The 25,316-nt window shown below is 53.5% G+C and carries 17 protein-coding genes; 3 read left to right on the top strand and 14 right to left on the bottom strand.

All coding sequences use genetic code 11. The features are described 5' to 3' along the window. Positions 1–451: 451 nt before the first annotated feature. The 9 genes from AC1RRE_RS09595 to AC1RRE_RS09555 form a co-directional block, all read right to left on the bottom strand. Complete coding sequence (locus AC1RRE_RS09595) at positions 452–2,218, bottom strand: hypothetical protein (RefSeq protein WP_492980903.1); 1,767 nt, start codon at positions 2,216–2,218, stop codon at positions 452–454. A 149-nt stretch (positions 2,219–2,367) separates the two neighbouring features. After that, positions 2,368–3,474: a hypothetical protein gene (locus tag AC1RRE_RS09590; RefSeq protein ID WP_492980902.1), complete on the bottom strand. Its 1,107-nt coding sequence runs from the start codon at positions 3,472–3,474 to the stop codon at positions 2,368–2,370. 12 nt (positions 3,475–3,486) lie between these two features. Beyond that, complete coding sequence (locus AC1RRE_RS09585) at positions 3,487–4,941, bottom strand: hypothetical protein (RefSeq protein WP_492980901.1); 1,455 nt, start codon at positions 4,939–4,941, stop codon at positions 3,487–3,489. 12 nt (positions 4,942–4,953) lie between these two features. Beyond that, on the bottom strand, positions 4,954–5,760 hold the full coding sequence (locus tag AC1RRE_RS09580; protein ID WP_492980900.1) for a hypothetical protein: 807 nt from the start codon (positions 5,758–5,760) through the stop codon (positions 4,954–4,956). 7 nt (positions 5,761–5,767) lie between these two features. Next, positions 5,768–7,180: a hypothetical protein gene (locus tag AC1RRE_RS09575; protein ID WP_492980899.1), complete on the bottom strand. Its 1,413-nt coding sequence runs from the start codon at positions 7,178–7,180 to the stop codon at positions 5,768–5,770. Positions 7,181–7,430: 250 nt separating this feature from the next. Next, positions 7,431–8,555: a hypothetical protein gene (locus AC1RRE_RS09570; RefSeq protein WP_492980898.1), complete on the bottom strand. Its 1,125-nt coding sequence runs from the start codon at positions 8,553–8,555 to the stop codon at positions 7,431–7,433. 11 nt (positions 8,556–8,566) lie between these two features. Then, positions 8,567–9,355, bottom strand: coding sequence for a pentapeptide repeat-containing protein (locus AC1RRE_RS09565; RefSeq protein WP_492980897.1), 789 nt, complete (start codon positions 9,353–9,355; stop codon positions 8,567–8,569). A 200-nt stretch (positions 9,356–9,555) separates the two neighbouring features. Continuing rightward, on the bottom strand, positions 9,556–9,768 hold the full coding sequence (locus AC1RRE_RS09560; RefSeq protein ID WP_492980896.1) for a hypothetical protein: 213 nt from the start codon (positions 9,766–9,768) through the stop codon (positions 9,556–9,558). A gap of 324 nt (positions 9,769–10,092) precedes the next feature. Next, positions 10,093–10,320 carry a hypothetical protein gene (locus tag AC1RRE_RS09555; protein ID WP_492980895.1) on the bottom strand — a complete coding sequence of 76 codons (228 nt, stop codon included), beginning with the start codon at positions 10,318–10,320 and terminating at the stop codon, positions 10,093–10,095. Positions 10,321–10,622: 302 nt separating this feature from the next. Here AC1RRE_RS09555 and AC1RRE_RS09550 point away from each other — a divergent pair, with 302 nt between their 5' ends. The 3 genes from AC1RRE_RS09550 to AC1RRE_RS09540 all read left to right on the top strand — a co-directional run bounded on the left by AC1RRE_RS09550 (position 10,623) and on the right by AC1RRE_RS09540 (position 12,753). After that, positions 10,623–11,438, top strand: coding sequence for a hypothetical protein (locus AC1RRE_RS09550; RefSeq protein WP_492980894.1), 816 nt, complete (start codon positions 10,623–10,625; stop codon positions 11,436–11,438). Positions 11,439–11,509: 71 nt separating this feature from the next. Next, positions 11,510–12,262, top strand: a complete 753-nt coding sequence (locus AC1RRE_RS09545) for a hypothetical protein (RefSeq protein WP_492980893.1) — start codon at positions 11,510–11,512, stop codon at positions 12,260–12,262. Positions 12,263–12,273: 11 nt separating this feature from the next. After that, positions 12,274–12,753: a helix-turn-helix domain-containing protein gene (locus AC1RRE_RS09540; protein ID WP_492980892.1), complete on the top strand. Its 480-nt coding sequence runs from the start codon at positions 12,274–12,276 to the stop codon at positions 12,751–12,753. Positions 12,754–12,838: 85 nt separating this feature from the next. Here the strand turns inward: AC1RRE_RS09540 and AC1RRE_RS09535 are convergent, their stop codons facing one another. From AC1RRE_RS09535 to AC1RRE_RS09515, 5 genes are all read right to left on the bottom strand, one after another. Beyond that, positions 12,839–13,231, bottom strand: coding sequence for a hypothetical protein (locus AC1RRE_RS09535; protein ID WP_492980891.1), 393 nt, complete (start codon positions 13,229–13,231; stop codon positions 12,839–12,841). A 595-nt stretch (positions 13,232–13,826) separates the two neighbouring features. Then, a complete protein-coding gene (locus AC1RRE_RS09530; RefSeq protein WP_492981348.1) occupies positions 13,827–13,970 on the bottom strand; it encodes a tyrosine-type recombinase/integrase in 144 nt (47 codons plus the stop codon). 223 nt (positions 13,971–14,193) lie between these two features. Further along, on the bottom strand, positions 14,194–14,346 hold the full coding sequence (locus AC1RRE_RS09525) for a hypothetical protein (RefSeq protein WP_492980889.1): 153 nt from the start codon (positions 14,344–14,346) through the stop codon (positions 14,194–14,196). A 15-nt stretch (positions 14,347–14,361) separates the two neighbouring features. Next, entirely contained in the window at positions 14,362–15,198 is an 837-nt protein-coding gene (locus AC1RRE_RS09520) for an acyl-CoA desaturase (RefSeq protein ID WP_492980888.1), read from the bottom strand. Positions 15,199–15,211: 13 nt separating this feature from the next. After that, positions 15,212–25,309, bottom strand: a complete 10,098-nt coding sequence (locus AC1RRE_RS09515) for an SPM autocatalytic domain-containing protein (RefSeq protein WP_492980887.1) — start codon at positions 25,307–25,309, stop codon at positions 15,212–15,214. Positions 25,310–25,316 lie beyond the last annotated feature (7 nt).

Here is a 25,316-nt window from a genome sequence, read left to right as displayed (position 1 = left end):
GAGAAGCATGAGCAGGCCGTACAGGACAGGCTGTTTTACTGCTTTGTTGACTTTGGAAAGAGCCCATTGGACCGACCGGCGATCTGGGTTGTGCCAAGTGCAATTGTTGCTGCAGCTCTCCGAGAGAGCCATGTGTCGTGGTTAGCAATGCCTGGCAGGAACGGGAAGCCACACAAGCAGACGGATATGCGGCGATTCTTGCCAGACTACGAGACAAAGTTTCCCGCGGGAAAAAACCCATATCCATTGGGCTGGCTCAATGAGTATCGAGATGCCTGGCATTTGCTAAGCCTGGACACATCCGCGGCTAATGCCATGCTAGTGTCTAAGTGAGGAACACTCAGTAGATTTGTCTTCTACTGACGCGAGGGAGGTGAAACAGCCTCATCAGAGTAATTTCCACCAGACTCTATGAAGGCCTAACTGGTGCGCCCCTCATAATATGTGAACCTTATCGACTTATCCGCGTTGCACGGCGTTTCACGTGCTCACTTTTTCCCAAGTAGCCAGATTCCTGGTTTTTCTTCCAACTCTCAAAAAGAGTTGGGAAAGGATTTAGAACTGCGAGCTTACGTACATTTTGAAGGACTTTAATAATCGGCCGACTCTTCAATGGCCGCCGCGCCGATGGAGAAAACATTATTTCCAATAGTATTTTATTTAGATCTAGCTTCCTTAGGCGTTTACCTGCCTTCTGCTGGAAACCTTTCTTTAATTCTGCTCCCGGGTTCGCTGCATTTTTGTATTCACTGACTATGCTTGCAGTGAAGGCTTTCGGCAGACCGGAAAGCATGTTTAGAGCTTGAGCCAACTCCGTTGGCGAAAAATTATCGAACTCGTACGAAGTGCCCCAAACTTTCACATACTCTGATCTCGTAGCATATTTTCTACTTCGATGAATTGAAGCTGCCTTCTTAGCTTCTGCTTTTAGTTTTCTGGCATAGCGTTCGTTATCTAATAACAGGTAAGTCAACGTTTGGTGATGGTGCAAATAATCTATAAGGCGGATTATAGCTCTGAATCGATCCTCTTTCTCACCTGTCGCAGCATCAACTCCACCCAGAACCAGTATCTCTATGCCGAGCAAACCAGGATGTATCCCAAAATACTGGTCAAAAATATACTCGACTGCAGCTTCTTCTGTTTCACCTTCAACAATTAATGTGAGCTTAGGTTGAGGATTGACTCCGTATTTATTTGAAACAAATTCCAAATACCGCCTTACATCCGAACGTACATCCAATTCCGGGAAAGGCGTTATGATTTGTACACTCACTTCATTAGGATGCGATAACTCTTCACCATACAAATCTTTGTAAAGGTCACGCAGCATAAAGGCGCCTGCCCGAAGGGTCTCGGCGCGCAACGCGTCCCCTTTAAGGCGTTTTCTTTCATTAAGTGATATAAATTGCGTCAGCTGATACCAGCGCTCTATTGGGTCTATATGAGATTGAGAAATCGATAGGCCTTCAAATGCATGCTTCAGTTTCTTAGGTGTAAGTTGAAATATATTTTCAACTTCTTTTGGATTCCATTTCCTAACTTCCTCATCCCAATTCCATTTATAAAACAAAACAGATAGCCAAGAATCAGAAGCCGTGTAGCCTTGCGGAACCATTATCATTCTTTGGTCGCTTTGTGTTTTCGGGTAATAACGATTTGATATGTACTGGCACAAAATTGCCTTAGCTCTCCTGTACTCACTATTGCGTAAAGATTCAGATATATGCTCGGCATGATTTTGCCATTGAGCACCTATATCATTCCATTCAATCTTTTTTTCAGACGGATATATAAATCCATCGAGATTCACAGTGAGAGTTAACCCAGATAAAACGCAATCCAGGTGATCAATTTGAAAAACTGAATAATAGCCTTCGTACTTCCTACTGGTCGCCTCTGGTGTAATGTAATTCTTACCGATTGATGTTGTGTCGATTGCCCAGCCTTTTTTGAACCAGTCGTTCTCGCTGTCGATGGGAATTCTGAAGTGATCTACACCATCGCGTGGCGTCTCAACACGAAATACTGGTGCAAACAGCCGCATCTTCTCTAAACGGATAAGCCGCTCACGAGTGACCGACACTCCCCTTTCTGTACAATATTTTGCAAAATCATCTGTTCGTAATAGCGGGCACGCGACCAGAGAGCCGACCCTCACTATCGTTTCACCAATATTGTCGGGAATAGTGAGGAGATCATCATCCGTATTGTTCATCGATCTCGCCCTACGATGTAAACATTTCACACAGCCTGGGAGCTCAGTAGATTTCTGATGATTCATACTAACGCGCGCGCAACGGTCCTGCAGACCAGAAAATTCAACGCTGCCAAAGCCGGTATCGCCAATGGGTCATCACCTCACGGCTAATTCCCATCGCCATATTTCGCATTCTTCATATCAATGATGTAGAAATGGCCCTCTACGGCCCGGCGCCGATTCTGATAAGTCAGCTTGGCACTCACGCTTGTGTCGTCATACAGGCGCACGAAGAACCGGCAGTCCTTCTTATTGCTGTAGTCGAACAATGGACGGGTAGAGACCACAAACTCCTGCTGGGACATGCCTTTCTGGAGCTTGATGCTGGACGTCGGCAGACGATCATAGTCCTCGGCCCACTGCGGCACATGAAAGCGCCGCATCTGCATGCCGTCATCGGTCAGGGCGACGTCGTAAATCGGATCTACTGCTCCATTGGTTGCCCAGCATGGAGAGGCATACTTCTTTCCGTTGCCGAAATCGGTCTCGTATTTTGTCTTCCAGTAATTGCGCCCCTCAGCGAGCGTTTTGTTGTCCATCGCAGTGTTGGCCCAATCCTTGGAGGCCTTTTCCAGGGCTGCATCTATCGCCTTCGGGTCAGCCCCAGCCTTGGCCATCCTCTGCCTTAGGTCTTCCGTCACCTGCTTGATGGAGGCAAAAGCCTTTTCGGCTTCCCTGACCTGCTCTGGCGTAATGCCTGCCTCTGCCATCGCACTAGCGAGCTGTGCAGCCTGGCGCTGCTTCCTACCCATGGCCTCCAGCTCCTTCTGAAGCTGGTCAATCTTCTTTTCCGCTTGGGCCAGCTCGGCTTTCTTCTTCTGAAGCTCACGGCGCGCGTCGTCTCGCTGCTTTTTGCTCTGCTCGTCATTCGCAGACGTCAGCGCGGTAGCATCCAGGTCAGCAATATCCTGACGGAGATCCTGAACTCGCCGGAGTTCACGGAGGATTTCGTCAACCTGATTCGGGGTCACACCCAAGGTCGCAAGGATATCCCGCATCGGGTTGACGGCGGCCAAAGCAGTCTGGCCGTCTCGCACCATCGGCTCCAGCTCAGCCAGCCGCTTCCTATCCTGTTCCTGCTCCGCGAATACTGCCCCGAACAGGAGGAGCAGTGCGAATAGGATGATCATCATGATTTCGGACAGCGTTAGGCCAAGCAGAAGCCCCCGCCGGTTGGCAGCATTCGAGGCATCAACTCTGCTTTCGAGCTCCATTGCCACCCCTGACTAGACGATCGCCGGCCCCCGCTTCAGGTCATCACCGCCCGATTGGCTGGCCGCCACAGCAGCCGCAGAGGCCGTCTCGACCTTGGTGGCCGCGTCCGTAAGCGTCTTAGCGATTTCCTCAATCTTGCCTGTCTGAACATCGATTGCCTGCTGGGCGTCCTTACCAATCCCCTCCAGGCGCTCTTGGAGCTGGCGAACAGCCGTTTCAGCCTGCTGGCGCGCTTGGTCCGACAGAGTGGCTGAATGGTCCTGCAACGCCTTTAAGGCGCCTTCGACACCCTCGACGGCCAGCTTCAGCGAACCCGCCATGGTCTCGGCGGCCTTGCGCTGGGCGGAGGTCAGCTCCTCCAGGGTTTGCCCGGTGGTTCCGGTAACCCGCTTCAGACTTTCCTCGAAGCCGGATACTAGCTTCCCTGTGGCAGCACTCTGGTGATTGGCTGCCTCGGTTAGGGTGATCTTCACCTGTTCGGCTAGGCCGCAGACGGCATCCGCATTGGAAGCCATCGTCTTGGCCTGGGCATCGATACTATCAACCAAACCCTGAACCGAGGTGGAGATGGTGCCAATCTTCTCCATCGAGCCACTGACCCGCTCGGTCGAGGTCTCGAATGCCTGCCGGAGTCTGTCCACGGCACCGCGCTGCGCCTCGGCTTGGGTGTTAAAGTTGGTGAACACCTCACCAATGCGTTCTGCCAGTGGATCGAACTTGGCCGAAATCAGGTTTTGAGGAGCGTCAATAGCTTCAACACGCTCAATGAGCTTCTCCAAGGCACGGATTGTCCCGCTGGAAGCTTGGTTTAACTTCTTCGCATTGTCACCGAAATCGGCAAACACCTCTTCAATGCGCTCAATAACGGCCTTGGCACTCGACGTGAAAGCCGCAACATTCTCCTGGAGCGCCTTCTGGGTTTCCTTGGCGACTTCCTGCGAACCTTCGGAAATCACCTGGACCGTAACCCGGCGGAAGATGTTGACATCCTCTACCATCTGGGCCAGTTCGGTCCGAACTTCCGTGGTAGCTTGAGCCAGCGCCAAACGCGCATGCTGTTCGGTTGCAACCGGGTCGACGCGAAGCTGGGTGAGAATGACCCGGCCCGCCAGCCCAACAATGGTCGTGAAGAGGGCAATACCCAAGTTGCCCACAATATCGCGGGCGCTCATACCGGCCCAAACGAACTGGGCGAGCGAAAGACCGAGACTCAAAAGCGTGTATAGGAAGCCCAGATAATAGACAGAGTCACCAGCGCGATCACCGTTCAGCTGATACCGCTTGGTGAACCAGACATACCCGATATAAACGACCAGCAGTAAGCACGGCACAATGGTAACAACAATCTGGTCAGCCTTGGCTACGTACTTGAGCGCCAAAATGGCGACGAACCCCAATAGCAGCAGCGCTATGAAGAGGTAGACGTCTTCCCGGTCATTGAACTTGCTCCGAAGGGCGCTTTTCATCCATACCCCCTATCAGATTATGGCTACGTGGACGACTTTTCCGCCGGATGCCCGGAAAAAGCGTTCCCACCAACGTACATGCTCTGGATTCTGGACATTCCGTTGGGTCTGCCGCCGGATGTAGACCAGCTCTACATTCACCTGCGGCAGCTCCGTGCGAACCTGCTGATAGTAGGCGCTATTCGTGAACTGCTCGAAGTCCCCGACGCCCTTGTATTGATTGTATGGCGCTGTGTAGTGAATCATGTCGGAGGCGAGGACCAAAACCTTCTCCCCGGCTCCTGCCGTTGCAGCGACCCCAAACGACTGAACCGCCACAGCCTTGATCGCCTCCATGATTGGCGACTGCGGTTGGTTTTTGACATTCATGACCTGCTTGAGTTCGCTATCCAGTTTGGCGTTGAATTCCTTTTCCCAACGCCGCTGGACCAGCTTCGCCGTCTCATTCAGTGCGTCTGCCTTCTCTCCAGTGCCAGGGTTACACATCGAGAATATCTGACGGATAAGGCCATTCTTCTCGTCACCCAGAGCATAGAGGTCAATCCGACCGTATTTTGGTAACCGCTCTTTGATGGCATCTAGTCGGTTGCCAATATCCACCTTCTGGACCGCAGAAATCTCGTCAGTCGCGTCGATAAGGACAGCGGTAACGCTATCCACCTTATCCGGGCAGAACGTCACCTTGCTGATGACCGGGCCCTTATTTAAGTTCTGGTAAATAAAGAACCCAAAGATAGCGATGCCTGCCAAAATCGTCGTACTGGCAATGGCAATGTGGCGAACATTCGAAGAGCTCTTCTTACCGAATTTTGTTGCCATTGCCGCCTTACTCCACAGCGGCCAGATCAGCCATCGTGCTGACCCGAGCCTCGTGAACGACCTTGAGCTGTTCCTGAAGCTGTGCGGTGACGGTCTTAACGATGTCCGAAATCTTCGTGATCTCGTCTGGGTCAGTCGTCGGCTTGGCAATGTTGACGCGCGAAATCTCGTACTTGTGGTTTAGGCATGTCGGAGTGGCATCGTCCGTGCGTGTCTCCCGGTTCTTTTTCCGATAAACACCTAACAGATTATTGCCAACTCGCTCGATCTGGTTCAAATGCGCCATATAGGTGTCGTGGAAACGGCCGCGATTGGCGAGCACCGTCTGATACTCTGCCAGGCCGTGATTAAGGCGCTTCATGGAAGCATCAATCTCGTTGCAGGTCCGCTCGTGTGATGCGGTGACGTCCTCGATATGTCCAGACTTGTTATTGATGAATTCCAGCTTCTGATCCTCAGCGGCCCGCGCCAGCTTCCCGTACCCTGGATACGGGTCGTCCATGTTCCAAGCCTTCCAAGCGGTCACGAACGCCGCTGTCAGGCCAATCCCCATTAACTGCCAGCTCTTACCATCCAGGATACCAAATGGCGCTTTGAGGAGGCTCTGCATGGCCAAGGTGGCAGCATCCATAATCTCGATGTCCCCAGTCAGCACCGACCGGTAGTGAGCCGCCAGAAGGTTGTTCGCGAGCAGCACGATGACGGTGAAGCCTAAGGCAATTCCGCCGAGTACCCTGGGAACGACGCTTATATGAATGAGGTTCGTCGCAAGACGGCCGGACATATAGCCAAAACCGACATTGATGAGGGCGAAAACCAGTGCCTCGGTGAAGCCCTGGACTAGGCCGCCGAAAACACGTTCGGCAAAAAACAATCCGTTGAACGCTGTTTCGACCGCGAGGACGAAGAAGATCAACGCCAAAGAAAGAAACCCAGGCCATTTTGGCAGGTCGACGCCGCGAGTTAGCCGATTCCGATCACGAAATTCGATCAGATTGAACGCAGCCTCGTTACGTGCCTCCTTTAGATGCTTGATTTGCATCAGTGCATTGTGGGCGAGCGCCTGGAAGTCGCCAACAGCCTTTATGCCTGAATTGAGAATGGTCGTGGAGTCGGACAAAAAGCTCAGGGCGGCGATACGTAGGCCGTAAGCTGCCATGTTGCCGTCGTAGTCATTTCCTGCGGCCTTTCGGTAAGACTCCATCCTGCTAATGACCGCCTGCTGCGTGTCATCCAGGGTTTCCTCGTCCGGCTTGGGAAGGTTCTGCTTCCCTCGCAGTACTGCCGTCGAATCCACCCCCAGTTCCTTCCGGATCTGGGGTTCATCCAGCTCCAGGAAGTTACTTACTCCGTCTACGACATAACCATGCTGTGTCGTGTTCGGGTCCCCGAGCACACTCTCCATAACTTTCTTAAGCACGCCATACCCCTATGACGACCAACGGCGTCTGCCGCCTCACCAGACACAATGTGTCACCACTGCTCGGCGGGGCGCAAACACTACCAGGCGGTACAGGCATTTTTGCCTACATCTCCAAGGGGTGACATGCAATGGTATGCAAATGAGGGGGATGCGTCCGCTTAGCCGCCCAATGCAGCGCGGCAGCTTGGTACGGGCGGAAATAGAGATTCAGCTCAATGGCTGCCCGAACTGCAAGAGGTCATAGAATCTAGAACTTCGGTCCGTCGCTCGACGGTTTCATCTTGGCAATATCACGCATGAGGTTCTCAAGGTGAAAACTATACGCCGGCGCAACACCTGGGCGATCAGCAAAGACAACTACCTTAGACAGGCGCCCTTTATCGGCATTCGCAAGAATCATATTGAAAGCCTCTTCTGGATCAGAAGCCGCCGGATATCCTGTTTCACTATCAATTGCCCGCATAAGATATGTGGCAAAGTCCACGGAATCCTCCGTGACCTTCGTCGACCCTTGTAGGGTTGGGTGGGCCACGTCTACCACTCGCTTCACAAGTGGCAAAGACGGATCGTTCAATCTTTCATTTCCGTTATTATAGAAAATATAAGCTGAGGCACATCTTGTGTTCCGAAGGGCATCATATTGATACCCTCTTTTTATATTTTTATGATTCACTGCCGCATGAGTTCCAACATATCTCTTGGCTTGGAATATCAATGGAAGAATAAATTTAGATCGGGTGAGCAAACCCTTCTTCAGTAGATCTGACTCTGCATCGACGCTGCAGAGATTATGCTGATTGATATCAATAATAAGAGCGAAGTCTCCACCATTTTCTTGCTCACCCCCAAGAATCGACAAATCAACTGCGTCCATTTCCAAACATGCGCCGACTCTCTTTAATGACTCTTGTGTTAACTGACTCCATTTCCTTGCAGTTGCAGACAACACCCCTCTGAATCCACCCGTTAGACCATCTTCTCTCATAGGGGCCGGGCACAGAACATGCGTAAAATCATGTTGAGCTTCCATAACAGCCATGCAAAGAGCCCATACTGCACGATCACGCATCGCAAACGGGTGTATTAATATTCTAAGTAATAAATCGTCCCAAAAAATAGTATCGAACAACCTTTTCTCGCTCTCCATTGCCGACTTTACCATTGATATCGTCTGCACCATGGAAACTGCCGAGTATGTATTGTGAAGCCTATAAAGGCTTTCTGTTATTTGAAGCCCATGATCATCGAGTCGCGAGCAAAGATTCTTGCGTTGTTGAACGGCTATTTCATCAAATAGAACTGCATGCGAGACGTCGGATAGACTGATCACTTCTTCAAGCGTTAATCCAAGGGATTCATACATTTCAGACATGCGGTTTTCCGTCACTTTTTCGAATGGATTTTCCCTGAATTTACTGGGGGACATTCAGGCAATGCCGCCATGCCCGCAGGCAAGACAGTCGCAGAGTCCCCACAAGCTCCTTCAAACAAAAGAACTTCAGCCGCCTTTGGCGTTATCTTGGCACCAGCAAGCCTTGTCCCACTAAAATCAACCACAGTCAGAGTCGCACCAGAGAAATTTGCACCGGACAAATCTGCTTTTAAAAAAGAAGACCCGACAATACGCACATCTCTAAAATCAGCACCGCGTAAATCTGCTTCATCAAATTCAGAATAGGATAGTGCTGCGCTTTGGAAATTTACAGTTCCCAGATCGTAATTCCCCCCTTCACTGATCTGCCGTGCCTCTTCTTTAAGGTGCTCAAGACTTGCAGTATCCAAAATCTTCGTCTGCTTAAATCTTACTCTGGTTCCCACAACATTAGAGAAGTTAGCTCCTCGTATTAATGCGCCAGTGAAGCTAGCGCCATCGATCGAACTATTCTTTAGAGACGCACCACTCAGATCAGTTGTGGAGAAATTTACTCCACGCAAATCGACACCCTGCAATGTGATCCCGCGTAACCAAGCGCCGTGAAGACGAATTCCAGCTAAAGAGATTCTGTCTTTTGACAGAGTCTCAAGCGCAGATGCCGCGCCCACATTCCCAATTTTACTAATCATACTGCCGGCACTTGCTGCCGCAATAATTTGCCAAGCACGATTGTGCTTATCCGCCAACCGATCGTCCGACTCCAGCCAATACTGCCAAAGCGGGAAAGCGATGGTCACTGCGGACCCAATAGAAAAAATTATCTTAATGGATGGATGCCGCGCACATTGCAGTATCTCTTCTGAGAGCTTCGTAATTCTGTTCATTATTTGCACTCTTCTAGTAAATTCCCCTAGATTTTCTCTGCACCAGTAGATTCCACGTCTTTGATCCTGGTCAGTAGATATCCGCCGATTCCTCTTCGCAAGCCGCTCGCTGCTCAGTTGACGAACTGCCGCGTCGTATCTTGCCACTTCTCAATCGCCTTTAAGACGCGCATCCAGGCACGCTGCATATCGAGATCGCCAGTCGCAAGATAGAGATCTGCTAACTTAGCTGCCTCTATGGCTGCCATCTCGCCATGGCGCTCAATCATGATAGCTGCACTCTCCCACGCGTCGCGCTCAACGACGATTAATTCTTCAGGCGTCATGACGACCCTACTCATTGTTACGCCGACGCCAGTCGCGTACCTGCGCATCATTGATGTCGTCTGGATAACAGATCGGCGCTGCCCCACTTGGCCGTGAATAGGCACTGCGCCTGCCGCAGAGTGATCCATTACTGGCGGTGTTGTATGGGCATGGGCAGTTGCCACGATACGAGCGTATCGAGCCTTCGATCATGCGCTCTTTGACCTGCGCATCGCTCAAGTTCGATTTGGCGTAAACAATAGATGGCGCGCACAGAAGTAATGCTGCCAACAGGGCTATATTGAGCCCTAAAGTATATCTGGCCATGGGATGAGCTTAAGTAATCAGTCTGGGTTCTTCGTACCGGGCTTGCCAGTATAGGGGTTGGCATTACCCCTGGTCGACCAATTGTCGTTCTTGGTGTTGTTTGGATTGGTCTGCTTATGTGGCGCCACGTAGGTGCCGTCTTTCTTGGTATAGCCGTGCACAGAATGACTGCCGCCACCACTCCCACCACTTTTGGCGAAAGCTTCAACTGGAAGCACGAGACTGCCGATAATGGCAAACAGCATTGCTAAGTGCCGCATTTTATTTCCCCAGGATTTTCCGCCCCAGCATCGATGCTAACACACCTTTATTTTCCTGCGAGTGAGATGCCGATTGAGCGATAAATGCATACTATTGTATTACAAAGCCCTATCGATCCACCATCCGTGGTCGCCAACGCCCCTACAGCTCACCGCTTTAGTTTTCACTGATCGGCGCGACCAACCAACGACACTGCTGTTGATCAAACAGTCATTCATCGAATCCTTATGCCGGTGCTGTCAGCTGAGCACCCCCATTTCGGGTTCTCAACAGAAGGGACATCGTCATGACTCTCACCACATTTACTCCAAAACCCACCAACCAGATTCTCAGGCGACGTATTCGTACGTTGATGACTGATTTGCTCGACACTGGCTTCGGCGTGAAACTTCATTCCGATCCTGCCGCATTCGCCGATTTCTATCGGCAGGTTGAAGGATGTGACCCGGCCTCACCACTCGATCCCGCATTCTGCACGCTCGATTGCCACAATTTCTTCTGGGTTCAAGTGCTCGACGTGCGCCGCAATACGATTGCCATTTGCGCAGGCCGCATCATTGATGCACCGCTTGAAACAGGCGGTTTATCTGGACTTTTACGCGATCAGAAGATTTTCGGTGATCGCGCCGCACATCTGTGGGCTCCAGAAATCAAAATCATTGGACCTGCTACCAATCTGCACGGCCGCCTTGGCTATGTAGGCGGCGGCTGGGTCATGCCAGCACGCAAGCCCGGTACGCTCGGTCCGAATGATGCGGGCCATCCAGGTTGGCGCGATCGCGGCCTCATCGGCTTTTGCGTACAACTCGTCCATCTGCATTTGCTAGAGCATTTTCAGGCCGACAACTTGATCGGTTTCGTGCGCCCCCATCATCGGCCCCTAGCCTTGTCGGATACCGGCTACAACTTCCGCCGTGAGGCCGAGATGATCGCGCCCTATTACACCGGCACTGGCTTCGCCGAGCCGCTCTGGTTCGTCTATTCGACGCGAGAGGATGCTGTTGAACACTTAAGCGGGAATCAGCGCCCTGTATTCCGTCATGAAGACATCGAGAAGATACCAGGTGCACCAAATTTGCTCGCATTAAGAAAGGCTAGTTGATCTAAGACACAACCATATATATATTGTGGCGAGGATATTTCCTCGCCACAACACCTAAAGGGTTGTGATTCTTGAGCTCTCAGTCGCCTTCTGAACGCCCGGCCTCCGGTAAACGTGAACTCGCTGTAAGGCTAGAGGAGGCCATTCGCTGGCGCTGCACGATTCTGGGCCATGGCAAAAGCCTCACCAAACTCGTAAACGGCCTGGCGGCTCAAGGGCACCATATTGGGGAAGATGGCTTACGCCGATGGTTTCGAGGCGAAAGCGACTTCAGCTTTCGCTTGGTGCGCGCCATTGATGCTTGGTTTGCAGCGCCGCCCCACAATCTTCCTGGCCTGATCGGGGAGATTTCTGACCATCTCGCCATCCCGCCGTCTGGAATGGCATGGGTTGGCAGCCTCACCGAGCCAGACATGCGCAAAAATGCCAATGAGGCTCGGCTCATCTCGTTTGGCCAATATCTGCGGACAACATCTGAACCTATCCGCGATGCTCTAAAACGCCATAGCCTACTCGAGCAGGCACATATTTTGATGACTGACGGCACCGCGTTTCGGCCAGTCCATCTCGGATCAAATATCCCGATCGGTTTTGCCGCTTCGATTATGTTTCGCGATGTTCGCGCCATGCATGGCGAGCCGGCTTTCGGCCTCATGCTTCATGAGCAGATGTCTGAAACCTTGCAAGCAGATCGCATTAATACTTACTCGATTTCTGCACATGGCGCTGTCACCTATCGCCGCGTGACTGTGCCGATAGGTGACAACACGATTGTTGCCTTCCCCAACAAAATCAAACTCGAACACCCTGTCGAATTGCACTGACTGGATACTTTATGCCCGCTGTCGGTTCTTCGCGTAAAACTAGCGCGTACGATGTTCATGTTGGCGCAAGACTTCGGGCATGCCGAACTTTATCTGGATTCACTCAAGAGCGCCTCGGTACATCAGTCGGGCTGAGCTTTCAGCAAATTCAAAAATATGAAAAAGGGGAAAACCGCATCGGCGCGTCTCGCCTGCAAGAATTCGCGAAACTATTGAACGTCCCACCATCGTATTTCTTCGAGGACATGCCACTCGATGACGATGTTCATGCGCCACCAAAGGGGGCCGATGCGCCGCCTTGGGATCTTCCGCCTGACGACAACGTATCTCATCGTCAGTCTCTTGAACTGATCCGATATTTCTATTCGATTGAGAATAGAAAATTGCGCAATGGCATCTCACAACTCGTCAAAGCCATCGCTCAAGGGTATATGACCATCGACGACCTTGAGAAGGTTGAAGTCGATACAAAAGGCACCCACAACAGATAAAGCCACTTCGCTACTCACGCGAAATGCGTGCCTCACTCAGTACAAAACGTCTGAGTAGAAAATACTTGATTCATACTCTCGCGCCTTAACGCCGCTCGGCTTTGCGCCAACCGTCACTCATCAAGCAAGCCTCTACTGCTTGATCTCGCGCATTCTCATTGCGATCGAGTGTCATGTAGGTGGGCGGATTGTACTGCCCACCTGTCGTAATGCAGTTGGCTGAATAGCCGTAGCCACTGCAGCTTGTATAAGCCGGGGTCGTGTAGCCGGCTGACGTCTGAATCGTATAATTGTTTGGCGGGAACATTGAGAAGGCGCGCCCTCTGCAGTTCGCCAAGGTTGACTGAAACTCGACATCAGTGCCGCCTGGCTTTTCCCATTTCTGTGCGCAGCCCGCCAAGATCAGAATAAGTGTTAGAGCGATCAGCCTTTTCATCTTTCCCCTCAAAATATTAAAGCAGAAGCTCTGCCGTTTCATGCCAACGAGCTATCTCGTACTATTGACCATTCCGCCGGCGCCATGCCCGCACCATCTCGTCATTGACGTCAGTCTTGTAGCAAAGCGGCGCTGCCCCACCCGGTTTTGAATAGGCGCTACGTTTGCCGCAGCTCGCACCGTTGCGCACCGTGTTGTATGGACATGGGCAAGGCCCAGAGTAACTGCCAAGCGACTCCGTAATCATGCGCTCACGCACTTGATCATCGGTCAGGCTCGACCGCGCATGGCTTAGGCCAGGCAAAATCGCAATAAGCAAGCCAACGGCCAGTGTGACGCTCACGCGCGCCATGGCTCCCCCCTACCTCGTTATCCGGTGAGCGGCATGCTTAGCACGCAACTGGCTCTCACCGGGCTGACCGACCCGGCGGCACAATACCATGTCGCTTAGTTTTCAGGTGTTGATAAGGCTGGCATCTCGCATACGTTAGTATTCGAGATGAATGGTTTTATTTTCACCGCACACTTCGTCGTGCTGAATCCAGGCACTGCCTTAGCTGATCGCCATCCGTAGAGGCAGTTACTCTTCCAGATCCAGCGCCGGCATATGGCCTCGAATTTCATCAGCTACAAAGGATTAACTGAGATGCGCGTAATAGCGCTCGCAAATTTCTGTTCTCTTATGGCCGAGATTCTTGGCAATGGCTGGAATGGACGCACCGGCCATCACGAGCATGGCAGCATACGTATGCCGAAAGGCATGAAACGTCATGTGAGCCAGTCCGGCTGATTTAAGAGGCTATTTCAGGCGGTGCGATGCATCTGTGGCGCCCAGTGCTCGCCATCATTGCGGCGAAACAGTAAGTCACCCGGCATCAAGTTCTTCGCCCGCTCGACGAAGAATGTCTTTCCTTCGTCGTTCAAGAATACATGCCGACCACGCAAGTTTTCCAGGCGCAAAATGAATGGTGCCGGCCTTCTTGTTAAAGTCACCGGCCGTGAGTCTAGTAGTCTCCATAAAGCGGCCACATCCGGTGCATCTTCGAATGCAGCAGCAGGAATACGATGTCGCCAAGAACGGAGGAATTCGTGCGGCTGCCGCCGCTCTCGGCATTACCCGGCAGGCTGCTGCCGAGCCCTTTTCCCGCACCATTCATCGTCACCCCTCCGGATCAACTCGCCTTGGCCGGAACGGCGCTCATGCGGTTGCGCTTGTCGCAGAGCCTGATCAATGCAATCACCACTGCTCCGATGTCAAGCTCCCACCAGCGCATGAAGCCAAAACTCCAGCGGCCGGGATGGGCATGGTGGTTGTTATGCCAGCCTTCGCCCCAGGCGAGGATGCCAAGCCACCACACATTCCGGCTGTCGTCCTTGGTATCGGTATTCTGGTAGCCGTATTTGTGGGTGATGTAGATGGTGAGACCGCTGATCCACAGCTTGATTGCCACCGGCACAGCCCAGCCGAACAGGAAAACCTGCCAGTCGGCCAGCAGCAGCAGCGTGGCGAAACCAAGTACCAGCGCCACATAGTTCTTGTGCACCCAGAGCTGGAAGCGGTCGCGCTTGAATTCGCGGCGCATCTGCCACTTCCGGTTCTTCGGGGCATAGTTATGGATAAACATCACACCCAAGCCACGCAGATGCGGCGAATGGGGGGCACCTTCGCGGTCGGCATATTGATGATGCTGGCGATGCATCACCGCCCAGCTGGCCGGCGAGCCGGAGCAGCCCAGAGCGCCGGACAGGGTGAACAGAATCTCGGCCCAGCGCGGAGCCTTGAAGCTGCGATGCACATAATAGCGATGGAAACCAACCGAAAGCCCGATGCAGCCGTAGACGAAGTACCCGAACAGCGCGAGCGCCCACCAGTACCATTCCGCTCCGGAGAAAAGGGCGTAAACGGTCAGCAGGCCCGTCACGATCTGGATGCTGCCGACGAACTGCACCGTTGGGCGCACCAGGGGCGAGCGCTCGATCCTGCGCTGCGCGATTTGCAAAGCACTCATATCCAACTCCCCGTTAATGCCAGTTGGCGGCTAGCACAGAGGCCAGCTGCTCCTGATAGGCTGCCGGCAAGGTCGTCTGACCCGCCGATGGCGGCGCGTAGCTTGCCATGGCGGAGACCAGGTTCGCCACATCGTTCGCCACCAGACTCTTGCCATCGCCAGCCGTGATGACATCGACCCGCTGGCTTGCATTGAGATACCAGTCGTCGAGGATGACCCTGCTGGAAGACTCTCCGATGACGTCGATCCACAGGTCGTCGCCCGACTGCCGGAACCAGAGCTGATCGAAGTTCACGCCGGCATTATACTGCAGCGCATCCTGGGTCGTTGCAGCATCTGCGGCGGTCACCTGAATGATCGTATCGATGCCGGAGGCGCGGCCGACTGTGAATACATCATTGCCCTTTCCACCGACCAGCCAGTCATTGCCGGCCCCGCCCGTGATAGCATCGTCACCATCGTTGCCAAATAGCGAGTTGTCATTGCCGTCGCCAATTAGGGTATCAGCGAAAGCCGTCGCGTTGACCTGCTCGATTGAAATCAGTGTATCACCCGCCGCCGCGCCACCGGCAGTGCCGGTCGCAAGGTTTATCGTGATCCCTGAAGCAGCATCCGCATAGGACGCCTGGTCCGAGCCTGCACCGCCATTCAGGATGTTGTTACCAAGCCCACCATTCAGAACATCGGTATCATCGCCACCCAACAATGTGTCATTGCCAGCGCCACCAACCAAGACATCCACGCCGGCCATGCCGCTCAACACGTCATCACCATCGTTGCCAACCAAACGGTTGTCACCTCCATTGCCGGTCAACGTATCGGTAAAGGCCGACCCCTGCAGATACTCGATATTGCTCAGCGTATCGCCCTGGGCGTCCCCACCACTGCCGGTGCCCGTTGTCAGGCTGACCGTCACACCGGCACCCGAGCCGGCGTAACTTGCCGTATCCCAACCTCCGCCACCGATCAGGGTATCAGCACCACCACCGCCAGTCAGGATATCGTTATTCTCTCCGCCATCGATGACATTGACACCGGCATCTCCAGTCAGAGTATCGATATGATACGACCCGATGAGGTTTTCGATTCCGGTCAGCGTATCGCCGGCCGCTTCACTACCATTGCCGATTCCGGTTGCCAGATTGACCGTTACACCAGAAGCTGAATTGGCATAGCTCACTGTATCTACGCCAGCGCCGCCATCCAGCGCATCTGCACCGGCACCGCCGATCAACGTGTCGTTGCCGTCACCGCCCCGCACGCCATCATTGCCCGTGCCGCCGTCAAGATAGTCATTGCCGCCAGCACCATAAAGTTGATCATTACCGTCACCGCCATAAAGCTGGTCGTCGCCCAGCGAGGCTGTATCGCTTGAGCTCCAGCCTCCACCGAACAAACTGTCATTCCCGGTATCACCATACAGTACGTCATCGCCATCATTGCCGACTACGGTGTCGTTATCTGCATCACCATGAGCGACATCATTACCACCGCCGGCAAAGATTCTGTCATCGCCATCGCCACCATTCAGGGTGTCCACGCCAGTATCAACGTTGTCGGCGTAATTATAGTCGCCACCGAACAGTTCATCCGCACCATTACCGCCATTAGCGATATCGGCACCAAGGCCGCCCAGCAGGCGATCATCTCCAGTGCCGCCCTGTAGGCTGTCATTGCCATTTTCACCGGCCAGTGTGTCATCACCGGTGCCCCCATCCAGTGTATCTTCACCGCCACCGCCGTAGACCTGATCGTTGCCGTCGCCACCATACAACGCATCGTTTCCGGTGCCGGTATCGCCATATAGGTAGAGACCGCCGAAAATCACATCGTTGCCGGCGTCGCCGTAAATCGTGTCATTTCCGGCATCACCGATCAGGAAGGCATCGTTGCCGTCACCGCCCCTGATAGTGTCGTTATCGTCACCACCGAATAATGAATCAACACCAATACCACCAAGCAGGGTATCGCTGCCTGCGCCACCGTTGGCCGTATCGTCACCGTCACCGCCATTGAGAATGTCGTTTCCGGCATTGCCATTAAGTGTGTCATTGCCGGCATGGCCAAACATCCAGTCGTTGCCTGCGCCACCATTGAGAGCCTGCGCTGTGGAGCCGGCCGCTGCATTGATGAATGTGTATGCAGAGACATTGATCTGCGTACCGTCGCCTAAGCGGAAAGTCTCAACCCGATTGTTCGACGTGAACCAGTCCTTGATTGTGATGCGATCACTAGATTCCGCGACAGATTGATAGCCGGTACCGAGCCCCTGAATGCCGACAATTAAGTCATTGCCCGTTTGTTGGAAGAGCAGGTCAGCCAGTGAAATGCCATTGCCGAATTCGAGGAAATCCGAGCCGGCGTCGCCTTGCACCGTATTGTAACCCGTATGCGTGACCCAGCCGTAACTGGCGCCGCCTTTCGGATCTACACTGATGATCTCCCATGCATCGTAGCTGTACGCCTGCTGATAACGGTAGTCGTCATAGATCTGGTCCACACCATCGCCGCGATTGAAGCGGTAGGTGTCATTGCCTGCGCCACCACCCAGGCTGTCGTTGCCAAGGCCTCCAGCCAGGATATCGCCAACGCTGCCACCGGTCAGAGTATCGGCATAAGTACTGCCAACAACCCCTTCGATGCTATTGAAGGTGTCCCCCTGCGCCGAGCCTCCCGTCCCGGTATTGCTTCCGAGATTAACGGTCACCGCTGCCGTAGAGGACGTGTAGGAGGCGATATCCGTGCCCGCACCGCCATTCAGCGTATCAGCACCCAAGCCACCATCAAGCAAGTCATCGCCAGCATCGCCATTGAGCGTATCGTTGCCGGAATCACCACTCAATGTATCGGCGTCATCACCACCATTCAGCGTGTCATTGTCGGCACCGCCCTCCAGCACATCGTTGCCGGCACCCCCCTCAAGAATATCACTGCCAGCGAGCCCTCGAAGGGTATCGTTGCCAGCAAGGCCATTTAGATAATTGTTGATCGCATTGCCGGTTAGGGTATCCGCATAGGAAGAACCGAAGGCACCATTAATGTTAATCAGAATATCACCCTCGGCATCACCGCCAGAGGCTGTGTTCAGTGTAAGATCGATATTCACACCAGCAGAGGAATTACTATAGGCAGCAGTATTGCCTGCCGTGCCTACCGCACCAATCAGTGTGTCCGCACCGGCTCCGCCTTCCAGGAGATTGTTGCCATTGCCATCCTGCAAGACATCATTGCCGCCCCCTCCCCTCAGCGTATCATTACCATCCCCACCGACGAGGATATCATTGCCATCACCGCCGTTTAGCGTGTCGTCGCCATTACCACCTTGCAAGGCATTTGCCCCGGCATCACCGGTCAACGTGTCGGCGAAACTAGAACCGATAAGATTTTCGATTCCAGTCAACGTGTCACCTTGCGCGTCACTACCGCTATGAACACCAGTGGTCAAGTTCACCGTCACACCGGCAGTAGAACCGATATAGCTAGCGGTATCGATACCGGCACCACCACTCAAATTATCCGCACCAGCCCCCCCCGTCAGAGTGTCGTTGCCGTCACCACCATTGAGTGTATCATTCCCAACCATGCCCCAAAGCTGGTCATTGCCGGACGCTCCATACAGGATGTCGTTGCCACTCCCGCCGGCGCGCACCACGATTTCACTGCCGTCAGCGAAGCGGAATGTCTCAACACTACTAAGAGTATCGAACCAGTCCTTCAGCACCATCCGGTCAGACGATTGACTAGCTGCTGTCAGGCTTCCGGTAACGTTCTGTAGCCCGACGATCAGATCGTTGCCGGCCGCCTCGAATAACAGGTCAGATGTCAGAATACCGGCACCAAATTCAATTGCGTCTGCCCCCGCATCGCCCCTGACAGTCTGGTAGCCAGAATGGGTGACCCACTGCCAACCATTGCTCCACTTATCGGCATTACCACTCACAAACTCCCATACATCGTATGTATAGAATTGCTGGAAAAAGTACTCGTCAGTAACCGTCTCGACATTATCGCCACGATTAAACCGGTAAGTATCATTGCCGACGCCACCCTTCAGAGTATCGTTGCCGGATCCACCTGTCAGTGTATCGTTGCCGGCGCCGCCATCTAGTGTATTAGCGCCCGCATTGCCGGTCAGCGCATTCGCAAGTTCATTGCCAGTACCGTTGATTGCGGCAGAGCCGGTTAATGTCAGATTCTCAAAATTCGCGCCCAGCGTATAGCTGTTAGCGATGACGACCGTATCGTTTCCGTTGCCGGCCGTTTCCGTGACGGTGTCGCCCACTTCCATATAATAGGTATCATTACCGGCGCCGCCGGCCATGATATCCGCGCCGGCACCGCCGTCCAGGCTGTCATTCCCGGCATCGCCGGTCAGCGTGTCGTTATCTGCACCGCCATTGAGCGTGTCGTTGCCAGAACCACCGATTAATGTATCCGTGCCAGCGGCGCCGTTCAGGATGTCATTACCGTCACCGCCATCTAGGCGGTTCGCCCCCGACGATCCGGTCAACGTATCGTTGAAGACGCTGCCGATAACACCTTCAATATTGGTGATTACATCGCCTGCACCATCACTACCAATCGTTGTCAACGCATTCATATCTACTGTGACCGCCGCCGATGAATCAGCGAAGCTCACGCTGTCATTGCCAGCGCCACCATCTATGGTGTCGGCTCCAGCGCCGCCCATCAGAATGTCATCACCGTCGCCACCGATGAGGTGATCGTTTCCAGACCCACCTTTCAACGTGTCGTTACCGGCCCGTCCGTTCAGCCAATCGTTGCCGTCGCCGCCCGTCAGAATGTTGGCGTTGTCGTTACCGGTCAGACTGTCGTCGTAAGCAGATCCAGTGAGATTCTCGATCCCGGAAAGGGTATCGCCCATTTGATCGCCGTTGCCGTAGACTTGGCCAGCAGCGCCAGCGTTACCAGCACCATAGATGAGATCGATGGCAACACGAGATGCCGACCCTGCGTATGAGGCTGTATCGCTGCCGGCGCCGCCGCTCAAGACGTCGGCACCAAGACCGCCGACCAGGACATCATCTCCATCGCCACCCGACAACTGATCAATGCCGCCGCCGCCAACCAGCGTATCATTACCAGCATCGCCAGAGAGCGTGTCGTTGCCTGAAGGGGCAACCGGGTCCACTGTGGTTGCGACATAGCTACCTGGCGCCGTTCCGGTCTCCGCCTGGAAACCCCACAGATTCACACCCGATTGGCCATCGCCCGCGAATGACGTACCGGTCGTCATATCGGTACTGCCGCCAGCAGCATTGAATAGGAAAACAGATGCCACAGCAGCAAGAGCCGCGCTGTCGCTCAGCTTGCCCGATATCCAGACGCGGTATACGCCCTCGCCGATCAGCTCCATACCACTGGCAACACCGCTGGCTCCGCCATAGGCCTCACCCGCATGACTGACCGTGCCGGTCTGTAGGTTGAAGAGTGCGCGGTAGCCTTTATTGCCCTGACTGTCCGCAATCTGGGCTTCGATGGTGCTGGAGCCGGCCGCTTTGGCGTAAAAGCTGAATGTCGTGTAACTGCCCGCAGCGACTGTTGCTCCCAATACCTGCTGAAGGCTATGCGTCCCATTGCTGGTATCGGCGACCAGCTTGTCCATCTTCTGGCCAACCATGGGAGACGCGATCGTATCATTGGCGATGGAACCACCCGATACCGTCCAGATCGCCTGAGCCGCGTCACCGCTGTGACACAGCAGATTCATCCCACCATCACCGATCAGGATGTCGTTGCCAGCACCACCGGAGAGAATGTCGGCGCCAGCTCCACCTTCAATGGTATTCGCTGCACCATCGCCTGTTATCGTATCGTTGAAAACAGAGCCGACGATATCCTCAATACCGGTCAGATAATCGCCTGCGGCATGACCGCCCACGAAGGTCTTCGCCGTCAGATTGACTTGGATCGCAGCATCAGAACCACGATAGCTCACCACATCATGCTGACCACCATCACCATGTAGCTGGTCGGCGCCCGCGCCGCCTTCAATCCAGTCATCCCCCTGCAGGCCATTTATAAAGTTATCGCCTGAATCCCCGAGTAGCACATCGCCATAGCTGCTGCCGTACACCTGCTCGAAGCCGGAAATAGTATCACCTTCGGCCTCACCGCCAGCAACGACGTTATGGGCCAAATCCACATAAACACCAGATGTCGAGAGCAGATAATACAGGCCGTCGTTGCCGGCACCGCCGATCAGCGTGTCGGCACCCAAACCACCGGCCATCGCGTCATCACCACCGCCGCCATCCAGCCAGTCGACGCCTTCGCCGCCAAACAGAATGTCATTCCCGGCGTCGCCCCAAAGCTGATCGGCACCTGCATCGCCAAACAGGATATCCCTGGAATCACCGCCGTGAAGCTGATCGTCATCCTGACCACCAGTCAGGCGATCCTCACCGGCATCACCACTGGCAATATCATCTCCTTTACCACCAGTAAAACTGTCGTCGCCATCGCCACCAGCGAAGGAATCGGCGCCTGCATCACCACTGGCTATGTCATTTCCTGCGCCTCCCAGCATGACATCAACGCCCTCACCACCATAGAGGTGGTCAGAACCATCGCCGCCTTCAAGATGGTCATTGCCGGCTTCGCCGACCAAGACATCGTCCCCCCCCAAGCCATAAAGGGCATCGTCAGAAGCCCACCCCATCTGCCAATTCGCATTGGCATCACCTGTAAGAATATCTGTAGGTAAGCCGCCCATCTGGAACAACAAGGCAGCCAATGGAATCTGGCTACCATCATTGAAAACCATGGTTTCAATACGCTTGTCGCTGGCCAGCCAATCCTTAATGACAATCTTGTTGATAAGCGCGGACATCGGCGCTGTACGATTGGCGAGATCAAGGATGCCGATAACCAGATCATTGCCACTGACCTCGAAGATCAAATCCTTCGGTGCGATATCGGGGCCGAACCTTAGTACATCTTTATCGCCCCCACTGTCGCGGATCTCATCCAGGCCCTCATCACGATTCACAATATAAGTGTCGTTACCTGCGCCACCTTCATAAAGGTCATTGCCTTGGCCGCCAGACAACTCATCAATACCCGCACCGCCGCGTAGGGTATCCGCACCATCGCCAGCGAGAAGTACGTCATCTCCGTTATCACCATTCAGTGCATCATTGCCCGCACCACCTTCCAGGCGGTCACTATCTGCGCCGCCATTCAGCGTATCGCTTCCTGCATCACCATACAGCGTGTCACTGCCCGTTCCTCCTGATAGCGTATCATTGCCAGCGCCGCCCACGACAAGATCATGCAGACTGCCCGCATCGACCACATCATCGCCAGAGCCAGCGACAATCCAGTCATTATTAGCCGTTCCGCTGAATGTTTCGGTATTCGCAGAGCCGTTGATAAAATTGCGATCATTGATCCAGAAGGATTGCCCATCAGCGAATGTGATCTTCTCGATCCGTCGCGTAGTATCTGTCACCCAGTCCTTGATCGTAATACGATCAGCCATCGTGGTGGCCGAGGTATCGGCGCTCTCGGTGTTACGGATGCCGATCACTAAATCATTGCCAACCGTGGCAAAAGCTAGGTCTCCAGCGGTGATGCCATCACCAAAAAATACGGCATCTCCACGTTGACCAAATTCATCGGGTATATTGTCAGCTCCGCCATATATCTTGGCCAAGAGCGTGTCCATCGTCGCTCGGTCATACGGGAAGGACTCCCCTGGGCCATATTGCGTCCAACCAGCCAGTAAAATATTCAATTCACCGTCAGTCAAATACGGGCCAAAGCCGACTGCCGTTCCAGGCGCCTTCCAGAAAGGCTCTCGGCCTTCAAAACGGCCGTAATACATGTAATGAGAATAACCGCGCGGACCGAAGCCGGAATTGATCCAGTTGGCCGTATCGGCAACATCAGGATTCGCGGCTAGATAAGCCTCTTCGTCAAACGCCCGAGTTTCTATCTGACTACGCCAAGTCGGCGCATATCCCAGCGCAGCACCTTCTTCGAGCCAGTGCATCAATCCTGACGACGAGTATGCCTCTGGACCATCGACAACACCGGGGTGGGCCGCCACATAGGCATCTTCATCCCACTGTCGTCCAAAGATGATATCCGTCTCAACTCGCGCCGTGGGACCCCAAGGACCATCATATTGAACGTTATACAGGAGCCCCATCCCTACAGCTGTAGGGACTACATACGTAACATATTCGGCCTGACCAGGATCGGCTGCGATATCCAGAATTATATCGGCACCATCACCACGCCCAAAACTATATTTATCGTCGAGCTTTCCACCCTGCAGGAGGTCATTGCCCGCGCCACCAGATAGAAGATCAACGCCATCTCCGCCAACAATAACGTCATTGCCATCCTCGCCTGACAGAAGATCATCCGCCGACGATCCAGAAATAGTATCATTTCCAGCGCCACCATAAATAATGACGCTCTTTGTGCCCGACGTATAAATGTGGTCGTCACCACCGCCATTGCCGACAATCTCGACGTTGATGGCGTTCATATCAATTGTGAAATTTTTCGATCCCAAAATGGTGAGGCGATCCAATCCTTCACCGCCATCAATATTTTGAATTAAATCGTCTTGATCGATAATGATTTCATCATTTCCCGAACCGGCAGAGATAATGTCCGATCCCGCTCCGCCCGACAGCCAATCGTCACCATGTGTACCGAAGATAGAGTCATCCCCGGCCTGACCATCGATCATAACCTGTTCAAGGCCATTACCCCCGACGAGGTAATCGTTTCCCGCTCCCGATATGAAAGCGGAATATGCATGCTCCGAAAGATTAATGGTCACACTTTCTGTCGTGTCCGTTTTACGGGCAATGCGACCATCAAGGAACCGTATATCGTAAGTTCCATCGCCATTTGATTTTATGCCAGCTGTATTAATTGCAAACCCAACATCTGCAAGCGTCCGAGACATACCATTGGAGAGCTGGTAACTCCCCAGGCCAAAAATCTTATTGCCCTCAGAAAAATGAACGTCTTCATCAGTTGTCAATCCCAGCGAGGCAATTCCCGCCTGCCCGAGAGCAGTGACCTCACCTGCATCAGCGACACCGTCCTGATCAAGATCACGCCACACACTAAATTTTAGAAAATCCTGATCAGCAGCATTCAGAACGCCGTCATGATTGGTATCAAATGCCACCAATCCTTCCAGATCGGTCTCCGCACCTTCCAGATATCCGACGAAGCTCAGCTCGTCGTAATCAACAATCTCCCCATCTCCATTCTTATCGTAAACCAACTGCCCATCGTCGGGCTTTACCCAACCCATACGATATTTATACCCGTCGCCAAGAATGTCGAAAAAGGCATTCGAATTGGGCATAGCGACAAGCTCAATCCCATCACCATCCAAATCTAGGACAACGGGATAACCGAAGTGCTTCGCTATTCCCACGCCCAATTTGTATCCTGCATCGGCACCAGCGTGTCCCCATAACATCCCCATGATAGGGCCAGCGATTGGCGCCATCGGTGGAGCGCCAAAGGCAAAAGCACCGAGTGTGCCAACGGCAACGCCGAAAGCTCCCGCCCCTAACCCCATAGTACCGCCGATAACCGCACCAAGAATGCCTTGCTGCCAAGTCGTTCCTGCAGCGCCATCAGATCCAATACCGATCATCGTGTCGCCAAAGCCCTGGAGAATTGATCCTGTGGGGCCCAGAAACCTGGTCGTAGATTTTAATCCCGTCAGCCCGACAGGTACTGCCGTAGGGTATTTATGATTCAGCACCTCTAAGGACTTCTCACCGACCAAATACGCATTCTGCAGTGATTGATTGAATAGTTGAGTCGCCCCGACCCAATCGTTGGACCTGGGCACGGCCGATGACGCTATTGCGCCTAGATCAAGGCCATCACCACCAATAATCGTGATCGGCGGCAAACCAATAGAACCGTCTGGATTTTGAATGAATGTCGGCAGCGGATTTGGCGTATTTATCCCTCCTGGAGAAGGTCCGCCACCAGTAGAATAGCAAATCTTTGATCTTTTGGCTTCGAATGCAAAAACCAGGTCCGAAGCAGAAGGGTACAAGTAAGAAAGACCCGCAAGAATTTCAGCTTTAATGCTCATGATTGTT

The sequence above is a fragment of the Ferrovibrio sp. GW821-FHT12D07 genome (assembly GCF_058807275.1).
Note: the sequence above shows the minus strand (reverse complement) of the source record. Positions and strands in the feature narration are given on the sequence as shown.